This window comes from Brassicibacter mesophilus (genome assembly GCF_050433385.1).
Lineage (GTDB): Bacteria > Bacillota > Clostridia > Tissierellales > Proteiniboraceae > Brassicibacter > Brassicibacter mesophilus.
The window spans coordinates 1-19408 of record NZ_JBNPXI010000005.1 but is presented as its reverse complement, the minus strand read 5'-3'; the positions used below and the strand labels follow the sequence as shown (position 1 = coordinate 19408).

The following is a 19408-nucleotide window of genomic DNA, read 5'->3' as shown; positions in this document are numbered from 1 at the left end:
TTGTTGCTTTTGTGGTTGCACTTCCGTTTATTTCTGTTACTGCCCAGGTTACTGACTTGTCTGTTGCATCTGTTGGCAGTACTTCTGCTATCATTTGCAGAGTTCCTGCTTTGGTGTCTATCGTTGTTACGTCTCCTTCTCCCTTTACGGTTATACTTGTTACTGCTACTGTTACTGGATTTAAGTTCTTAGTTCCGCATGTTTGTGTTGAAAGCATTGAATTGCCTGCTATATCATATATAGAGGTTTCACTTGCAGGCTTGATTTCTATAGTTTCCACTCCATTGGGTATTCCTGTTATATTTAAATTAAATCTTACTGTCTTTTCACTTCCATCTATGTCTCCACCTGTTGTCTTTGTTATTGAAGTTATTGTTGCACCTGTTGCTGTTCCTCCATTTGTAAGAAAGTTTACTCCAAAATCACTAGGTTCTACCAATGTAGTACTATCATTAGCTCCACGTACTTCCTCACTAAACGTTACATCTATATATGCATTATTTACTGCTACTTCTGTTGCTGAGCTTATTGTCGGAGCCACTGTATCTACAGTATAGGTTTCACCTGTTGTATAGCCTCCACTTATTGCATTTCCTAGACCATCAACTATTCCTGTTCCACTACTATTCAAATCAAGTCTTAGCTTTCCTGTTCCACTTATTGTGTCTACTGTTACATCTATTGCTATCCCACTACTTGCTGATACTGACGCAATTGTTCCTATTGCTGTTCCTGTATTAATCAGCGTAAAATCAGCTATATCTACTCCACTTACAACTTCATTAAAAGTCACACGATAGGTTACTGATGTTGCATTTGTTAATTCACATCTAGGAGTTAAGCGTATAATTGAGCTTACACTTGGTGCTTCTGTATCTATCGAATAAGTTTGACCTGTGTTAAACCCTCCACTTATTGCATTTCCTGCTGTATCAATTATTCCTGTTCCATTATTTTTCAAATCAAGCCTCAATGTTCCATTTCCACTTATATTATTTACTGTTACATCTCTTGTTGCTCCACTATCTGTTGATACTGACGCTATCGTTCCTGTGGCTGTTCCTGTTGTAGTCAGTACAAAATCAGTTGTGTCTACACCACTTACTGCTTTACTGAAGCTTACTCTATAGATTACCGATGCTGCATTGGTTAATTCATCTGCTGGCATTTGGCGTATTATGGAGACTACTCTTGGTGCGACTGTATCTATTGTATAGCTTTCTCCCGATGTAAAACCTCCACTTATTGCATTTCCTATACCATCAACTATTCCTGTTCCACTATCTTTCAAATCAAGCCTCAATGTTCCTATCCCACTTATATCATTTACAATTACGTTCATTGTTGTACCACTATCTGCTGATACTGATGCTATTGTTCCTGTTGCTGTTCCAGTAAGTACAAAATCAGTTGTGTCTACTCCACTTACTGCTTCACTGAAGGTTACTCTATATGTTACTGTTGCTGCATTTGTTATTTCATCTATCGGTGTTTGGCGTACTATTGAGCTTACTGTTGGTGCATTTGTATCTATTGTATAAAATTGACCTCCTGTAAACCCTCCACTTATTGTATTTCCTACACCATCAACTATTCCTGTTCCATTATCTTTCAAATCGAGCCTCAATGTTCCATTTCCGCTTATTATGTCTACTGTTACATCTATTATTTGATCACCAACTGCTGAAGCTGAAGATATCGATCCTATTGCTGTTCCTGTATTAATCAGCGTAAAATCAGCTATATCTACTCCACTTACAACTTCATTGAAAGTCACACGATAGGTTACTGATGTTGCATTTGTTAATTCATCTACTGGTGTTAAACGTGCTATTGAGCTTACACTTGGCGATATTGTATCTACAGTATATATTTCGCCTAATGTAAACCCTCCACTTATTGCATTTCCTGCTGTATCAATTATTCCTGTTCCATTATTTTTCAAATCAAGCCTCAATGTTCCATTTCCACTTATATTATTTACTGTTACATCTCTTGTTGCTCCACTATCTGTTGATACTGACGCTATCGTTCCTGTGGCTGTTCCTGTTGTAGTCAGTGCAAAGTCATTTATATCTACTCCGCTTACAGTTTCATCAAAAGCTATGCAATAGGTTACTGTTTCTGCATTTGTTGCTTCATTTACAGGATTTAAGCGTGTAATAGAGGTTACATTTGGTGCTGTTGTCTCTGGTGGTGGGTCAGTAGAAGCACTATTAATCGTAAAACTATATAACGTGAAATTTTCATGTGCGAAACCAGTTCCCGCACCTTTTGTATAAATGATTTTGAAATTATCAATTACTTTACCTTGAGCGTTACTCATATCAAGAGGGAAATGATTTTCTTCACCAGTCTGCACATTATGATATGGTTCTGTACTAAACACCTCTTTAGTACCTATATAACCTTTTATTGTAACAGTATAAACACCATCTGCAAGATATTCGCCTACATCAACAGAATTTAAAATAAAGCTTTGAAGTGAACCCCCGTCATTCTTTCCCACAGTTATTGTTACTATTTCTTCTTCGACCTTATTAAGATCATCAATCCATGCACCTGTTCCATCACTCATAAATGTATACTTATCGGTTTCAATAGTAAAATTAGTATCAGTACTTATTGCTGAATTTGAACCATTATAATTAAAGTATGAGCCAAAATTATGTGTTCCATCAATTGCCGGCAGTGGATCAGCATTAACATTCGACGATATAAAACCAAAGAAAACACTAAATGTTAAAATAACTGTAAATAAGAGCACAAGTATTTTCTTCAACAACCTCTGTTTCACTGTTTATTCCTCCTTTTCAATATTTATGGTACTAATTTAATACTATTGAAACTTAGAATATTAAATAACTTATATGTTGCTATGACACTAATTGCTTAAAACATACACAGCACCCATATCATATAAACTTCATTAAGCTTTGACATGGGTGCTATATATACTAAGCACTTTCTAAGTTGTATGCAAGTAACAAAGATATTTTTTACTAATAACCTTATACTATAGTAATTCCATACGCTTTACTAATTGAATCACCACTAACAGTTACGTTTATTGGTATTCTCGTATTTTTAGCTACTGATATCGCTGCTGAAACCTGACCACTAGTTAAAATCTGATCATTATTAACTAATATTGATGCAGTCACATTCTGTGAATATGGTGTGATAGTAACACTATTTACTGTATCAGGTAAATCAACAGAGTATTCTGTCTGACTATCAACAACGTTTATTGTTGTAGTTACATCACCACTTCTACCTCTATATGTTACATTAACTTTAGTTAAATTCGCACTAGGCTCTGTCTTGGTAACATCAATTGTATAATTCACATGTGATGCTCCATCAGAAGACGTTGATACCACTGTAATCATATTGCTACACATATTCAAGCTTATACTTGATGATGGCTGTCCACTTGGAACATTTATGCCATTTACAGTGATTCTAGCTTGTGGATCTTCTGCTGTAGGAGTAACAGTTACACTTGATATTCCTGAGACAGTAGCATTATATTGTGTAATATCTTTGCTAAATTTAGGATTTAAAGTACCAGCACTTAGAGTAAGACCTGTTAGATATGGACTACAGGCTTCATAAATCTGTAGTTCAGCAATAGAAGCTAATTGTGGATTTATAGCTAGTCCTTTTGTTACATGTACCCTAACATATCTCACTTGAACTATTGTAAACTTACGATCTGTAACTGATGCAGTATTATTAGAAACTGTGTCTAAAGTAAACCAAGTATAATTATCCAAGCTTCCTTGTAAAGAATAGTCTACTGTGTTATATCTGTTATCCCAGCCTGATGATTCCATATGTATAGCTACCCATCTATCTATATAGTATACTGCTCCTAAATCAACACACAACCACCCAGGTAATTTATTGCATACCCATCTGAACGCAGGTTGTTTATTGTTATCAACAGCCCGATCAGGTGCAAATGGCTTTACATAACTGCTTGCTGAAGCGGGTTTATACTGAGCTAAATTTGTACTCATAATTATCTCATTCCCTTCAATCAAATTAATGCAGCAATATCTATGGTCTTTGTGGATATATGCCTTGATTGCATATTGCATATGCCATTCCAGGTATTGGTTCAGCACCCTGCATATTAGGTAATGCAAAATTAGTAACACCATCTCCACCAAATTTGTTCCCTATCAATGAAAACAATGCTTGATATTGATTTACTGGTAAAAGAGTACCATTGCATGGTAGCCAACCATATGGTATAAAAGAATATGGAAATAATGTAATTTGACCTATTAAATAATCCATGTAAAAATCCCCCTTAATTCTTTTTAATATAGTCACTTGTAGGACTCCACAACTGTTAAAAACTTAGTTTTAAAAACTTGTTTCTTAGGACTCCCCTACTATTTATCTAATATATTAATATATTCACCGATACATTAAATAACTAGAGAGAAAGATATTTATTAGCACAATATCTTAGCCTTGCTATGTTCTCTTTTATGTCATAGTAACTTTCAATGATGTCGGCTTAACTAATTCTAATCCTCTATTTAAATTTTCACTTTTTACCTTATGTTTACCCTAACAACTATTTAGTTTTGCAACTACCTAATGATTTATTTCTTTTTGCATGGTATATAATAATCTAGTATGATGTCTCCATTTTCCATTGGCTTTGTAAAGCGCGGACAAACATATAGTTCCATGCACCAAAGGACATTACTATCTACTACGTATCCTTGTTCTTCTAGTGATTTTTGTGTGAATTCATGTGCAACTGAATAAACTTCTTTTTCTGGTCCTTGAATCCAACCAACAGCTACTGTAGCAGAAGGTATCTTTCGACAAACATATCCCTCTGGTACAGGAGTTTCTGGCTTCATCAGCATCCCGCACATATATGTAAATTTACCGTCCTCTTTGCCCCAATCACTCATCCATCCTGCATATGCACTATCAATATGATATTGGGATAGCTCTTCTAATTTAGTAAATGTACCATCACTGAAACACTTATCTCAGAATGCTGGAATCGGATTTTCTTTCATATCCATACTCGGATATACTGCTTTCCCAATAATACACATATCAGGCATTTGTTTGATTTGTAACTTCACTAGTTTTGCCATATTGAACCCCCTTTTTTATTTTATAAATAATCAGTTGTAGAGCTTCATAACTATTTACCTTATGTTTAGCCTAATAGCTATTTAGTTTTGCAACTACCTATCTATTTAATAATTTATATCTATCCTGTATTTCTCCTAACATATACTCCAATTAATATACTCCCTTTCTTCTATAAATCTTTTATTTTCTTTAGTATTCTTAACTATTTTCCTTTTTAAGTAATTTTTCTTTAATTATATCTTACCATAAATATGAATGCAAACTAATTTATGTATATATTTTGAGAAAATAACCAGCTATTTGAATTAATATAAAAACTGGATAAAGAAGTACTTCTTTATCCAGTAAAAGTATAATATTTTGTAATATGTGTTTTTCTCCTTCAACTTTTGATGTAATATTGGCGTACTTTTTTCATTATATCTCTCTAGTTTCTTTTTTCAACCACTCTTTTTCTTCTTCATCTAAATACGGAGATAAAGCTTCATATACTTTTTTATGATAATTATTTAGCCATGTTTTCTCCTTATCTGTAAGTAAGTTTGCGTCTATACCATCTAAATCTATAGGACAGTAGGATATAACATCAAATCTCATAAACTGTCCTGATTCTGTAAGCTCATCTTCTACTACTAGTAATGTATTTTCTATTCTTATGCCATGCCTTCCTTCCTTATATACACCTGGCTCGTTTGTAATAACCATACCCTTTTCTAGCTTTGTATTGTTATATTCCATACTAAATCTTTGCGGTGCTTCATGCACGCTTAGTAAATATCCTACGCCATGTCCTGTTCCGCACTTGTAATCAATACCTTGCTCCCACAATGGAAGTCTTGCAAGTACATCTAGATTTGTTCCAGTCACTCCATGAAGGAATTTAGCTTGGCATAATGCTATATGTCCCTTTAAAACTAATGTAAAATCTTTTCTCTCTTCATCAGTTATATCTCCTAATACCATAGTTCTAGTGATGTCTGTAGTTCCATCAAGATATTGTCCACCTGAGTCAACTAAGAACATGCCTTCACTCTGTAGTGTATATTGGCTTTCTTCTGTAGCCTTATAATGCATCATAGCAGCATGCTCTTTATAACCAGCTATTGTATCAAAACTAATGCCTATAAAGTCTTCGCCTTGACTTCTAAAACTTTCTAGCTTATCAGATGCTGATATTTCTGTAATTGACTCTTTTCCTATATTATCATCAAGCCAATGAAGAAATCTTACCATAGCTACTCCATCTCTTATTTGACATTTCTTGAGATTTTGAATTTCAACATCATTCTTTATTGTTTTAAGAAGCATTGCAATATCTTTTCCTTCTACTTTTTCACAGCTTTTAGGCATGCATCTGTTAAGCCATATGCTAACCTTGTCGGGATCATAAAATACTTTTGTGGTTTTTTCTAAAGAGGTCAGCATATTTTCTATTTCAATATACTCCATTACGTCTACGCCATTTTCATTTAATACTTTCTCAACATCCTTATCGACTTTTCTCTTATCTATAAATAGCCATGCTTTATCTAATGATATCAATGCATAAGAAATAGCAACAGGATTATTTTGCACATCATTTCCTCTAATATTGAACATCCATGCTATATCGTCAAGACTGCTTATTACATAGTAATCTGCACCTTTTTTTCTCATTTCTTGTCTTATTTGTTCAAGTTTTTCTGCAGTAGAGAGTCCTGTATATTTTACATCGTGAGCAAATATTTTATCTAGTGGAAGCTCTGGTCTTCCTTTCCATATTGCATCGATAAAATCATATTCATCATTTAATCTAATGTTTTTTTTGCTAAGAGTGTTTTCTAGTTGCTTAACTTGATTGCATGAAAAAACCTTTCCATCAAATCCAACACATGCTTTTTCAGGGAGAACCTCTGCAAGCCATTCCTTATATGTAGGCACTCCTGGTTCTCTCATCTTAAATAGCTTTATTTCTGATCCTGTAAGCTGTTTTTCTGCTTGAATAAAATATCTACCGTCAGTCCAAAGTCCACTTTCATCCATTGTAACAACTACTGTACCAGCTGAACCTGTAAAGCCTGATATCCATGCTCTAGATTTCCAATGCTCTGGAACATATTCGCTTTGATGTGCATCAAAGCTGGGAATTATGTATGCGTCTATTCCTTGTTGCTGCATTAATCCTCTAAGCTCTTGTAGCTTTTCATTTACTTTCATTAAAAATCCCCCCTATTTGATTGTGTTAATGGAATTCTATAAACAGAAGCATTATGAAGCTCCTGCATATCCCTAGTAAGTAAAAGCGCTAACGCAACAGCACTTATTCCTGCTGTTAGCTTTGCCAATACAAAAGGAGCTATCATTGTTTGATCTATGCTAGCCACAAACCCTAACTGCCCTCCAAAAGTGAAGGCTCCACTGACTGCAAATGCGGAACAAATTATTTTCCCTCTGTCGTCCATATCTTTCAATAATATGAATGCAGGTATGCTATTTGCAAGGGCAATAATAATTCCTGCTACGGCCTTTTCTCCTATTCCTATTCTATTGCCTAGTATAGATAGCGGTCCCTTAAGCACCTTTGTTATTACATGCATCATCGGATAGGCACCTGCTAATACTACAACTATACTTCCTACTATTTTTAATCCTTCTGTAAAAGGCTCCATCCCTTTAAGCAAAGTAATCCCTGTTAATTGATGTAAAATACTTATTATTAACCCTATTGCTCCAGTAATAACTATTATTTTGCTGAATAGTCTAAAGGCTGATATCATTTTATTTGGCCATTTCGTTAGTCCAATTCCTAATAAAGATGACATAATTATAATTGGTAAAAGGTTTGGCAGAAGTACCTGAAAGGATATTCCTGACATCATTCCTCCAACAATGCAACCTATTGGTATAGTAACCATTCCAGCTAATATGCCTTTTGTAAAAAAGGGATAATCTTCTTTCTCAATTGTTCCTGCTCCTATAGGTATTGTAAATATTATAGTCGCACCTAGCATAGATGATAATATGAGTCCTGAAAAAAGACCCAATTCCTTAGTTTGGGCAATCTTTACCGAAGAAATATATCCCCCCATGTCACAAGCTAATATTGACGCTGGAAATATGGATGGATCAGCGCCTAGCATTGAAAATATCGGAGTTATAACCCTTGATAATCCGTTTGTAAGTACTGGAGCCAAAGCATATATTCCTATTATTGCTAGTGATAAATTCCCCATAGCCATAAAACCTTCATCGAACTTCTTTCCAAGACCAAATTTGTTTCCTGTTATTTTATCTAAGCAGCCTAACACAGCAAATATAAATATTACATATAATATTACTTTATTCATTTTAAGTCTCCTTATTCTATATGCTTAAATTTATATTAGTTTAATTTTTATCACGATAAAATTTTTTACGTAATATTTAAATTATTATCATACTATATTATAGTACAAGGGCTTTTAATTGTATATATTATAATTATTAAAAATTTGTAGTTAATTCTGAAGATTAAAAATACATCTGCAGTAATTTGCAGATGTATTCTATATTTATAATTATTTCTATATCATTCAAATCTTAAAGCATCAATAGGTTTCAACTTAGCGGCTTTATTAGCTGGATAAATTCCAAAAACAATTCCAATTGCTAAAGAAAAACTAAAAGCAAATAATATTATTTCCATATCTACTTTAGTTTGCAGAGGACTTAACTTTCCAATTAGCGTACTGACTCCAATCCCCAACAATATGCCAATAATTCCTCCTACTCCACTAACAACACTAGATTCAATAAGAAACTGCAGCAATATATTTTTTCTTTGTGCTCCTATGGATTTTCTTATTCCTATCTCTCTAGTTCTTTCTGTAACTGAAACAAACATTATGTTCATAATACCTATTCCTCCTACTAGAAGAGAAATCCCAGCAATTCCTGCAATCATCATAGTAAGGGTGCCAGTAACAGTGTTTACTTCTTTAATTATTTCCTCTGGAGTATATATATAATATTGTTCGTATTGACCTTCATCAGTAGGGTATTTTTCCTCCAATGCATCCTTTATTTGATCAGACAAAGCCAATACCTGCCCGCTACTAGCAGCCTGAATTTGTATACTTGATATGCCTTTTGTCTGGAAAGCTCTCTGTGCAGTCGTTATAGGAACATATGATTCTTCTTGTGGTCTTCTAAACATTGACGCTTCTTGGTCTTTTATAATACCTATTACCTGATAATCATCACCATTCATTTTTATTGTTTTCCCAATAGGATTTTTGTCCTTAAAAAAGTTTTTAGCCATTAGCTCATTAATCACTGTCACCTTATGCCTATACTTTAAATCTAACGGAGTAATAGTTCTACCGTTTATTAGAGGTAGGTTGTTTAATGATAAATAGCTTATATCTATCCCTGTAACAGATACTGAAGATTTAAAATCACCATATTTTATCTCTATATTATTATTTACAATAGGTGCTATGCTCTTGGGGTCAAAATCACTAAAAAATTCTATGGTTTCATCATAGTTCATGAGATCATCTGGCTTGTAAGGATAGATATTAACATTTATTATGTCTGATCCTTCTTCTAAGTCTGCTGTTATGCTTGCTGTTGCACCTTTCCCTATTGATACTAAAACTATTATAGAGAATACCCCAATTATTACTCCTAACATAGTTAATAATGACCGTAACTTATTAGATAATATCTCTTTAATTGATAATTTAATTGTAGTAAGTAGATTCATGTATATCACCTTTAATTTTAGTATATTTCATTTACTATTTGACCATCTTTTATTTCAATAATTCTATTTGCAAGCTTAGCAACATTGTTATCATGAGTTATTAAAACTACTGTAATACCTTTCTTATTCAACTCAACTAAAATTTCCATAACTTCTTCACTAGACTTGCTGTCTAAATTACCTGTAGGCTCATCAGCCAAGATAAGAGGTGGCCTTCCCGCAAGTGCTCTTGCAATCGCTACTCTTTGCTGCTGACCACCTGACATTTCAGATGGTCTATGTTTTAATCTATCATCTAATCCAACCATTTCTAAAGATTTTAAAACACTTTCTTTTCTTGTAGATTTATCAACTCCCCTATACAGTAAAGGTAATTCAACATTGTCATAAGCATTTAGCTTAGATAGTAAATTGAACTTTTGAAATATAAAGCCTATTTTCTCATTTCTTATCACAGCTAGTTCTTTTTCTGTATATGAGTTAATATCTTTTGAATCTAATATATATTCACCAGATGAACATGTATCTAAACATCCAATGATATTCATAAGAGTAGATTTTCCCGAGCCACTTGCTCCAATTATAGATACAAACTCTCCATTCTCCACTGTCAGCGATATCCCTTTTAACACTTCTACTTCAAGAGAACCTGTTTTATATGTTTTCTTTATATCTTTCATCTCTATAATTGGATTTTCCATTAAAATGACATCCCCCTTAACACAATATCTCCATCTTTCAATTCTCCACTTACTATTTCTGCAAAATCATTAGATACCAATCCTATTTGAACTTCTATTTCTTTAATCTCATCCTTAGTGTCTTTTACTTTAACATAACTCTTATGATCTCTCGTAGTTATACAGTCTAAAGGAACTAATAGTGCATCCTTCTTTGAGTCTATGAGAATCCTTACCTTTGCACTCATTCCCAGCTTTAAATCTTTAGGGTTATCAATACTTACAGTTACATTATATGTAGAAAACCCATTTTCCACTTTTCCAACTTGAGAAATATTTGTTACCTTTCCTCTAAATTCAGTGCCTTCCATAGCTAAAGTATTAATTATTGCCTCTTGACCATTTTTAATTTTTAATATGTCAAGCTCATCAATTGGAATTGTAACTTCAAGATTCTCAAGGTCTGTTATTTTACCTACTGTCGAGTCCTGGAGTATATTTTCGCCGCTAACTACTCCTAGTTCTATCAAAGTTCCAGAGATAGGAGAAAGAATTATGTTATCACTAAGTTCATTTTTCTTTTTGTTAAGCTCTAGTCTTGTATTTTCAAGATGTTTTTCCTGTATCTGAATATCTCTCGTTAGGTTTTCATTTTCTATTTCTGCAATAATTTGACCTTTTGTCACCTTTTGCCCTTTCTGAACAAGAATCTTAGTCAGTTTACCTGATGCTTTAAGCTCCACAGACTTATCAGATTTCCATTTCAATTTAGAGCGTTCTGTTGAGTTTATAATAAATGAATTGTCATTTACGCCAATCTGAACTTCTGTACCTTCTATCAATGCTCCAGGATTTTTTATTTCAACAGTGACGTCATATAACAGCCCTCCATATTCAGTTCCATAGCCTTGATCACTTATTTTCGTGATTTTTCCTTGTGCGGTCTCCATATTATTCTGAAAAACTACATTTACACTATCTCCAACATTAATTTTGTCAATTACTGTTTTATTAAATGGAGCCACTGCTTCTAAAACACTTTTATCTACAATCTTTAAAAGCTCTTGGTCTGCAGAAACCGTATCTCCTTCATCAATAAAAGTTTCAGTAACTACTCCTGAAAAAGGAGCTTTAACTTTTAAATCCGATACACTTTCTTTCAATTTTTTAAGATTCATTTCTTCTTCGAAAATACTTAGGTTTCCTTGATTAATACTAATATTATCCGTATCATTATTTAATTCAAGTATCACATCCCCTTTTTCTATCTTCTCTCCTTCTCTGACATAAATACTACTTACAATACCACCATTCTGAGTTTTAAGTTCTTTAACAAGCTTTGATTCAATATTCCCACTACCTGCTATACTCATTTCTATATCTCCTGTTTTTACTGTAGCAGTTGAATTCTGTTCCATATTCAACTCACTATTTTCTGCACCGCCAGATCTGAATACAGATATAATATTTTTCCTAAATAGAATGGATACTGTTGCTAACAATACCATTACGATAAGTACTACAATTTTTACTTTCTTATTCTTCATTCATTACAACTCCTTATTCAATAATCTTTACAGTATAAGCTTTATACTCTGGTTTATTAATCAACCAAGCTTATTATAAGAAAAACAGGATAAGTATTCCATTCATTTGAATTACATTTTTAGTGTTTCATCTTACAATTTTGTCACTATAAAACTAATATCAGCAAAAAAGCCTAACTTAGTAGCTAGGCTTTCTATTATAAACAGCTTTGTACCTCATGGTCTATAAGCTGGAGATTGTATTGTCTTATAAGATTGATCAATAATTCTGCATATATCTTTTCACCATTTTCATTTTCTTTAGTGCTATACCCTGCTCTTTCAAGTGCTTCTGCTTGATCCACATAATATGTGGCATCAAAAACTCCATTATTTCTATATCTCTTATTATCATATATAAACTTCCCATGATCTTCTAATGATGCACTTTTACTCTCATATTTCCTGAAATTAGATTTTACCTGTTCATCATGGTATTCAGTGGTCTGCATTGAAATATAGGCTCCGCCCCAATATTTGTCAGCTTTTATACCAAATAGATTGTTAGCTTTTATGCTTAAATCCGATTTCCCCCATCCTGATTCTAAAATCGCTTGCGCGATTGTAATTGATGGAAATACCCCATATTCGTTATACATAGCAATAGCTTCATCTGTTATTTCATCAATGAATTCCATATATGGAGAATCTGGCGCTAGCCTTTTTTTATTCAAACCCTCATGCTCTAGGTCCACTAGATATTTATGTACATTATTAGTTTGCTTTTCGTCAAACCTAAGTTCAACTAATATCTCGTCTATGCTTTTTAATCTGTATCCTCTTCCTTTATCATCATGGCTTGTACTTTTTTTCTCAATAAATATATCTGCTAATTCTCTTATACTTTCACTAGTAGCTTTAGAAAAGTCCCTTTTGTAACGAACACCATCGATAGCAGCTAAGTGCTTCCAATTCACTTGAAGTTTCCCTTGGCTTGCTTCATCTGCAGTTTCTATATAAAGCATTATATCAGAATTACTTAAGCTTATATGATTATTAATGTTCCTAAAGTAAGTCACAATAACCATTGATACCAATATAAAGACTAAAAAGAAAAAGAATTTAAATATTAGTTTAATAATCCTCATTCGTAATGATTCTCCCCCTTATTTAATGCACTATTGGACTAATGATACTGTTTGACCAATAGTATTTTGTACTCCTTCATCAATATATCCATTATCCTTCATTGCTTCTATGACTATTTTTTGCCTTTTTTCAGCCTTCTCTAAATATTTCTTAGGATTGTAGGCACTTGGAGCCTGAGGAAGCCCTGCTAACATTGCACATTCTTCTAAAGAAAGCTCCCAGACATTTTTTCCATAATATTCTTGGCTAGCATTTTGAACACCATATGCACCTGACCCATAATATATCAAATTTAGGTACATTTCTAGAATTTCATCTTTAGTATATCTATTCTCAAGCTTAACAGCTAAAACTAATTCCTTAAGCTTTCTATCAAGCTTCTTTTCATTTGAAAGAAATAGATTCTTTGCAAGCTGTTGAGTTATAGTGCTGCCTCCTTCTGCTATTTCCCCTTCCGCTATATTAGTTAAAAATGCTCTACTTATACCAATAACATCAAATCCATTATGATTAAAAAATCTTCTATCTTCTACAGACACTATTGCATTAATTAAATCTTTTGGCATATCATCAATTTTAATATAATTAGGAATATTTTCAGAAATCTGTTTTCTCAAATCTTCCTCTAAGGTATACTCTCCATTATCACCTTGATATCCTAGTACCGCAGTTCCTGCTATTAAGTTGAATACTATGATAATCAATATAATACTTCGCTTCATCCTAACGCATCTCCCGTAATAGTTTCTTTATTTAAATTCTACACTTTCAAGCTCTCTATATCTATTTATTTACATTACAATATTCCTTATTAATCTTACACTTTTGTAATTTAGACGTAATTTATAATTATTTGTTTCATATAACAAAAAAATTCTACGTAGTTAATGACGCAAAAAACTGTACATAATACTTCAATATATTTTACAACTGCTTTTCGATTAGGTACTTCCAATATCTTATAGGCATATTCTTTTTTTGTAATTTAGGGTTAATTCTATTTTTAATAGCTATGCTTTTAAAATACTCTTTCCAAAGCTGTTGATACATTTCTTCATCTTCTTCAAACTTGAGTTCATCTACTGTATCAACATCCTTGATGATCCATTCATTTTTATTATACATAGCAGCTATGCCTCTCTTTAAGTCATGTATGACCCAATTTTCATTCGATAATCTTGATGCAAAATGAGGAGCAGCTAGTCCTATAATATTATATTCAGGCTCAATCTGAGAATAATATATGTCATTTTCAAGTCGCCTAAAGCGTATAAGTCCTAACATAGCATGATTTTCCCTACGAACCTTTCTGCATATGCTATGTACCTTTAATACTGCATCATTTGAGAGATGTGAGTCTATGTCCTTTCCTATTTTCCATCCTAGTCTTAAATATTGATATATTGCTGTACTGCTATCATCAACCTCTGATAAAAAAGCATAAAATACATTTTCAAGTGCTTGTGCAGAGATTTTTGACTGTATTGAATTATAAACTTTTCGCGCTTTTTCATTATCAGTATGTATATACACTTTGCTTATCATAAAACTTTGTTGAATATCAGCTTCAGATGTAATCCTATTAGGTTGTTCTCTTCTATAATATGCTTCATGTATAGCTGTGAGGAGACCATCAAAGCTGCCATCATATATGTAATATAGCATTAAAATTCCCCCGTAATTTTTGTAATATTATCTGTGACTGGCAACGCATTAGGATACAATGAAAAGATTGATAACTGATGACCGTTATTTTTGGATTTCTTGTTAATGTCATCAAAGCTTAAGTCTCGCTTAATATCAAATGCATCCATGCTCTTTAGCCCGTAATGTTTGCCTTTGCAAGTAATAAAGTACCGTGCGCGTTTTAAAACTATCCCTAGCTTTTTTAAATCTTCATAGTCTAATGAGTTAATTCGTCTAGCAGTAATAATTCTTCTTGCTGACTTAACTCCGATACCTGGCACTCTTAAAAGCTGATAATATTCAGCTTTATTTATTTCTACAGGAAACATATGTATATTTCTTAGTGCCCAATCACATTTTGGATCTAGTTCTAAATCAAAATTCGGTTTTTTATTATCTAAAAGTTCATCTGCATTGTATCCATAAAAGCGCAACAGCCAGTCAGCTTGATAAAGTCTGTGTTCTCTGACTAAAGGAGGAGTTGATATAGCTGGTAGATTAGGATTAGTTGAAATAGGAACATATGCCGAGTAATAAACTCTTTTTAAATCAAATCCCTTATATAATCCTTCAGATAATTTTAATATCTTTAGATCATTATCTTGAGTTGCTCCGACTATTAACTGAGTAGTTTGACCTGCAGGTACAAATTTTTGTGATGCTCTAAACTTCTTTCTTTCTTCGACTGATTGCATCATTCTTGAATTAATGAATCCCATAGGTTTAATAATAGCTTCCTTTTTTTTCTGAGGAGCTAAAAGTTTAAGACCTTCATTTGAAGGCAGTTCTATATTTACACTCATTCTATCTACGTACATTCCAGCTTTCTCAATCAATGCTTTATCTGCGCCAGGTATCGCCTTTAAGTGTATATATCCATTAAAATGTTCTTCTTCTCTAAGTCTTCTTACTGTATTTAATAATAGCTCCATTGTATAATTTGGACTTCTGTATACTGCTGAGCTTAAGAATAATCCTTCTATGTAGTTTCTTTTATAAAAATTTATAGTTAAGCTTGCAACTTCCTCCGGAGTAAATGCAGCTCTGGCTACATCGTTTGAGACTCTATTTATGCAATAGGCACAATCATATATGCAATAGTTTGTAAATAAAATCTTCAGTAATGAAATACATCTCCCGTCATCAGACCAGCTATGGCATATGCCGCTCAAGCTGGCATTTCCCAGTCCACCTTTCTTATTCTTTCTCGCACTTCCACTTGATGAGCATGAAACATCATATTTCGCTGCATCAGATAATATTTTAAGTTTATCTAATATTTCCATACAACCACCCCGAACATAAGTTTGCATATATATTTTACCACAAATACCATGTGTTTCAAACATATGTTCGGTAATTTATTTTTCATTATTTCTTTTTGTTGAAATATTTTGACTATTGTTGTATAATAAATACATTACACACAGGAGGTACAGTCTAATGATCAATATGACAAACAAAAATAATATAATAAAAATTTTATATTGTAGTTTTGTTTGTCAGGCTTGTTAGTACCCTACTTTTTTTGAAAACCACATCTGTTCCTAACCTTATTTGTATAATGACCATGGGTATTTTTGTGCCCATGGTTTTTTGTGTCTATTTATATACTTCAATGTATGTATATATCATTAAAGCTGTATGGTCCTAAGCCTACGGCTTATATTTTTTTGTAAAGGAGTTGGTATTATGCTACTTAATGTAAATAATATAACCAAATATATTAATGAAAAGGAAATACTTAAAGATATCTCTTTTAAACTATATAAAGGATATAAAGTTGGATTAGTTGGCCAAAACGGCATAGGAAAAACCACACTATTTAGAACTATAGTAGGAGAACTTAAGCCTAATAATGGAAATGTAACTATCTATGGAAAGTTTGGATATCTTCCTCAGCATATATCTTTTAATAAGGATATTAAAGTATATGATTTTATCAAGTCAGTAGATAACTACGCAGAGGTTCTTAAGATATTAAGTAAGTTTGATTTGAAGAATATAGAAGATAGAAATATTTCTACCCTAAGTGGCGGAGAGAAAACTAAACTATATTTAGTAAAACTAATTCTAGAAGAACCTGACATGCTCATACTAGATGAGCCAACTAATCATCTAGACTATGACTCTATTGTCTGGCTTGAAAGCTTTATTAATAGCTTTAACGGCGCTGTGCTGATGATAACCCACGACAGATATTTTCTAGATAATACAGTAGCAAAAATATTTGAGCTTGAAAATAAAACAATAAATGAATATAACGGTAATTACAGCTTTTATGCTGAGAAGAAAAAGTTAGAATATGAGAAAGCTATGCAAGAATATGAAGAATATATTAAGGAAAAGAAAAAGCTTGAAATTGCCGCTAGAAGCCATATGAATAGAGCTAATAAATATAATGACATGTCTCAAAATGACTTTCAAAGGGGTAAATCAGCTAAAATTGCTAAAAGATCAAAAGCCATCATATCAAGAATTGAAAAAATGGATAAAAAAGAAAAACCGTTAGAGATAAAGAAAATATCCATGAAGTTTGATGATAACAATACAAAAATTAACGAGACACTAATTAGAGCAGAAAACCTGTCTAAATCTTTTGACAAACCTCTGTTTAATAACATAAGCTTTAATGTTTGCAGACACAAGAGAGTTGCTATAGTTGGTAAAAATGGTATAGGAAAAAGCACACTGCTAAAAGGCCTTGTGGGTAGAGAGCAATTATCTGGCAACTTGTATATTTCGCCTTCAACAAGAATTGGGTACTTCTCGCAAGAGCTAGAAAATCTAAATACAGAAGCAACAATACTTGAAGAAATTAAAGAGATCAATAAAGATGAAAGCTTCGTACGAACACTATTAGGTTGTATGCTATTTAAAAGTGATGATGTATATAAACAAATAAAGGTTTTAAGTCTTGGGGAAAGAGTACGAGTAATATTTCTAAAGCTAATTCTGCAGGACAACAACCTTCTAGTTCTAGACGAGCCAACTAATTTTCTTGATATTCCTACTAGAGAAATAATTGAAGATGCCCTAATAAATTATAATGGTGCCATCCTACTTGTTTCACATGATAGATATTTTATCAAAAAAATGGCCGAAGAAATATGGGAGATTTCCAGCAACAGTCTATATCAATATTTAGGAGGATATGAGTACTACCTTAGCAAAAAAGCACGGCCTGTCAGAGCAGAATTTACAGATAGAAAAGAAGAAATTCTTAGTCTGGAAATGACCCTATCACATATATCGTTTAAAATGTTAAACTGCAACGAAAGTGAAAAAAAGGAACTTGAAAAAGAATATTTTGATATAGCTAAAAAAATTAAAGCTCTTAAAAATGCTTAATCCTCACCGTTCCCTTAGATATTAGCCTATGCATATTATAGTATAGGTACATTAAAAACGGGGGGTATGATTTTGAAAAGACTAGATCCCAATAAACTATCTGTTGAATTTCGTGACGGTATTACTAAAACTGCACCTATTGAAGCAAGACGTTATACATTAACACATTCAGATATCACTGCTGAACTATTTCTAACTATAGGATTACAATTTGCTTATGATAATATTGGACCTATGAGAGATGAAGTATTAGCTGAATGGCAGCTCATTAACAATAGTTATATTTTATACGCATGTGTTTACGTAGATGGGCAGCTTGGCTTAGCTAATCCCAACCTATCTGCAATAAGAAACAGTATTTTCGTCCGTGAGCTATCTTTAGCACTAGAAGCTATTAGATATGGTGATGACGTGTTTTTTAAAACGCATTCTGAATTAAACAATGCACCGATTTATGTGTATTTTACTTCAATGTATCCTTATTTAAATCGTATTGAATACTGGGGTACTCCTTCAGATTATGAATAATAGGCTGACTAAAAGCCTATTATTTTTTTGCATAGTATTTTACCTGCTTTTTGTTTATAATTATGTTAAAAGCTTATAAGGAGTGATTTTATGAGAAGTAAAAGTACAGATGTAGCAAAAGCCTCAGTTAAGCTGGCAATCTCCACTAGAGAAGAGGAAAAAAATATTATAGAAGAGCTATCTAGACAAGCAATTAAAGCAACAGCTGTTGATATAGGTGGAGATTTGATAAACTCTATTCCAAAGATAATAGAAAGAGCTTTAGTAGCTTCAAAAAAAACTGGTGTTATTAATGATTGTCACGTTCATGAAGGTGCTGTAGCGGGTGCTGCAAGAGAAGCAATAATGCAGGTAAGCCAAAAGTCCATTGGATTAAATGTCGGCGGAAAAATCGGTATCGCTCGTAGCGAAGAACATATAAGTGTATGTTTATTCATAAGCATCGGACTTCTGCATCTTAATGACTTAGCTATTGGACTTGGACACAGGTCTATTCCAGTAGTTGATTAATATATTTCTGAAAATTACTAATTTAACCCGTTGTGCTAGTTAAAATTTACAAATAGAAAAACCCCAGAACATTATGTTAACCTATCATTAATAACGACAAAGAAATTAAGATAGGA

15 protein-coding genes and 1 pseudogene are annotated in these 19408 nt (G+C 32.9%); 3 read left to right on the top strand and 13 right to left on the bottom strand.

Features of this window, described 5'->3' with window-relative positions:
- The 13 genes and pseudogenes from HNR33_RS07680 to HNR33_RS07620 all read right to left on the bottom strand — a co-directional run.
- Positions 1–2797 (bottom strand): beta strand repeat-containing protein (locus tag HNR33_RS07680; RefSeq protein WP_429081942.1); only part of this gene is annotated, 2797 nt, incomplete at its 3' end.
- A 214-nt stretch (positions 2798–3011) separates the two neighbouring features.
- Entirely contained in the window at positions 3012–4025 is a 1014-nt protein-coding gene (locus tag HNR33_RS07675; protein WP_429081939.1) for a cadherin-like beta sandwich domain-containing protein, read from the bottom strand.
- Positions 4026–4065: 40 nt separating this feature from the next.
- The gene (locus HNR33_RS07670) at positions 4066–4308 is read right to left on the bottom strand and encodes a phage tail protein (RefSeq protein WP_429081936.1); all 243 of its coding nucleotides are present in this window, start codon (positions 4306–4308) and stop codon (positions 4066–4068) included.
- A 314-nt stretch (positions 4309–4622) separates the two neighbouring features.
- Positions 4623–4976, bottom strand: a pseudogene (locus HNR33_RS07665) (GyrI-like domain-containing protein); the annotation flags it as partial.
- Between the two features lie 577 nt (positions 4977–5553).
- Positions 5554–7332, bottom strand: coding sequence for an aminopeptidase P family protein (locus tag HNR33_RS07660; RefSeq protein WP_429081933.1), 1779 nt, complete (start codon positions 7330–7332; stop codon positions 5554–5556).
- Positions 7332–8462, bottom strand: a complete 1131-nt coding sequence (gene eutH, locus HNR33_RS07655; RefSeq protein WP_429081931.1) for an ethanolamine utilization protein EutH — start codon at positions 8460–8462, stop codon at positions 7332–7334. The genes HNR33_RS07660 and eutH overlap by 1 nt, the downstream gene beginning before the upstream one ends.
- A 221-nt stretch (positions 8463–8683) precedes the next feature.
- Positions 8684–9862: an ABC transporter permease gene (locus HNR33_RS07650; protein WP_429081929.1), complete on the bottom strand. Its 1179-nt coding sequence runs from the start codon at positions 9860–9862 to the stop codon at positions 8684–8686.
- A gap of 17 nt (positions 9863–9879) precedes the next feature.
- Positions 9880–10563 (bottom strand): ABC transporter ATP-binding protein, encoded by a 684-nt coding sequence (locus HNR33_RS07645; RefSeq protein WP_429081926.1) that lies wholly within the window; start codon positions 10561–10563, stop codon positions 9880–9882.
- Positions 10563–12089 carry an efflux RND transporter periplasmic adaptor subunit gene (locus HNR33_RS07640; protein WP_429081923.1) on the bottom strand — a complete coding sequence of 509 codons (1527 nt, stop codon included), beginning with the start codon at positions 12087–12089 and terminating at the stop codon, positions 10563–10565. Before HNR33_RS07640 ends, HNR33_RS07645 begins: the two co-directional genes overlap by 1 nt.
- Before the next feature lie 197 nt (positions 12090–12286).
- Entirely contained in the window at positions 12287–13216 is a 930-nt protein-coding gene (locus tag HNR33_RS07635; RefSeq protein WP_429081921.1) for a glycoside hydrolase family 73 protein, read from the bottom strand.
- A 30-nt stretch (positions 13217–13246) separates the two neighbouring features.
- Positions 13247–13939: a transglycosylase domain-containing protein gene (locus HNR33_RS07630; protein WP_429081919.1), complete on the bottom strand. Its 693-nt coding sequence runs from the start codon at positions 13937–13939 to the stop codon at positions 13247–13249.
- Between the two features lie 202 nt (positions 13940–14141).
- On the bottom strand, positions 14142–14882 hold the full coding sequence (locus HNR33_RS07625) for a TIGR03915 family putative DNA repair protein (RefSeq protein ID WP_429081917.1): 741 nt from the start codon (positions 14880–14882) through the stop codon (positions 14142–14144).
- Positions 14882–16189, bottom strand: coding sequence for a putative DNA modification/repair radical SAM protein (locus HNR33_RS07620; RefSeq protein ID WP_429081916.1), 1308 nt, complete (start codon positions 16187–16189; stop codon positions 14882–14884). Before HNR33_RS07620 ends, HNR33_RS07625 begins: the two co-directional genes overlap by 1 nt.
- Positions 16190–16595: 406 nt before the next feature.
- Here HNR33_RS07620 and abc-f point away from each other — a divergent pair, with 406 nt between their 5' ends.
- The 3 genes from abc-f (at position 16596) to HNR33_RS07605 (ending at position 19292) form a co-directional block, all read left to right on the top strand.
- Positions 16596–18254, top strand: a complete 1659-nt coding sequence (gene abc-f, locus HNR33_RS07615) for a ribosomal protection-like ABC-F family protein (RefSeq protein ID WP_429081913.1) — start codon at positions 16596–16598, stop codon at positions 18252–18254.
- Positions 18255–18326: 72 nt separating this feature from the next.
- The gene (locus tag HNR33_RS07610; RefSeq protein WP_429081911.1) at positions 18327–18782 is read left to right on the top strand and encodes a staygreen family protein; all 456 of its coding nucleotides are present in this window, start codon (positions 18327–18329) and stop codon (positions 18780–18782) included.
- 90 nt (positions 18783–18872) lie between these two features.
- Positions 18873–19292: a HutP family protein gene (locus HNR33_RS07605; RefSeq protein ID WP_429081909.1), complete on the top strand. Its 420-nt coding sequence runs from the start codon at positions 18873–18875 to the stop codon at positions 19290–19292.
- Positions 19293–19408: the final 116 nt, after the last annotated feature.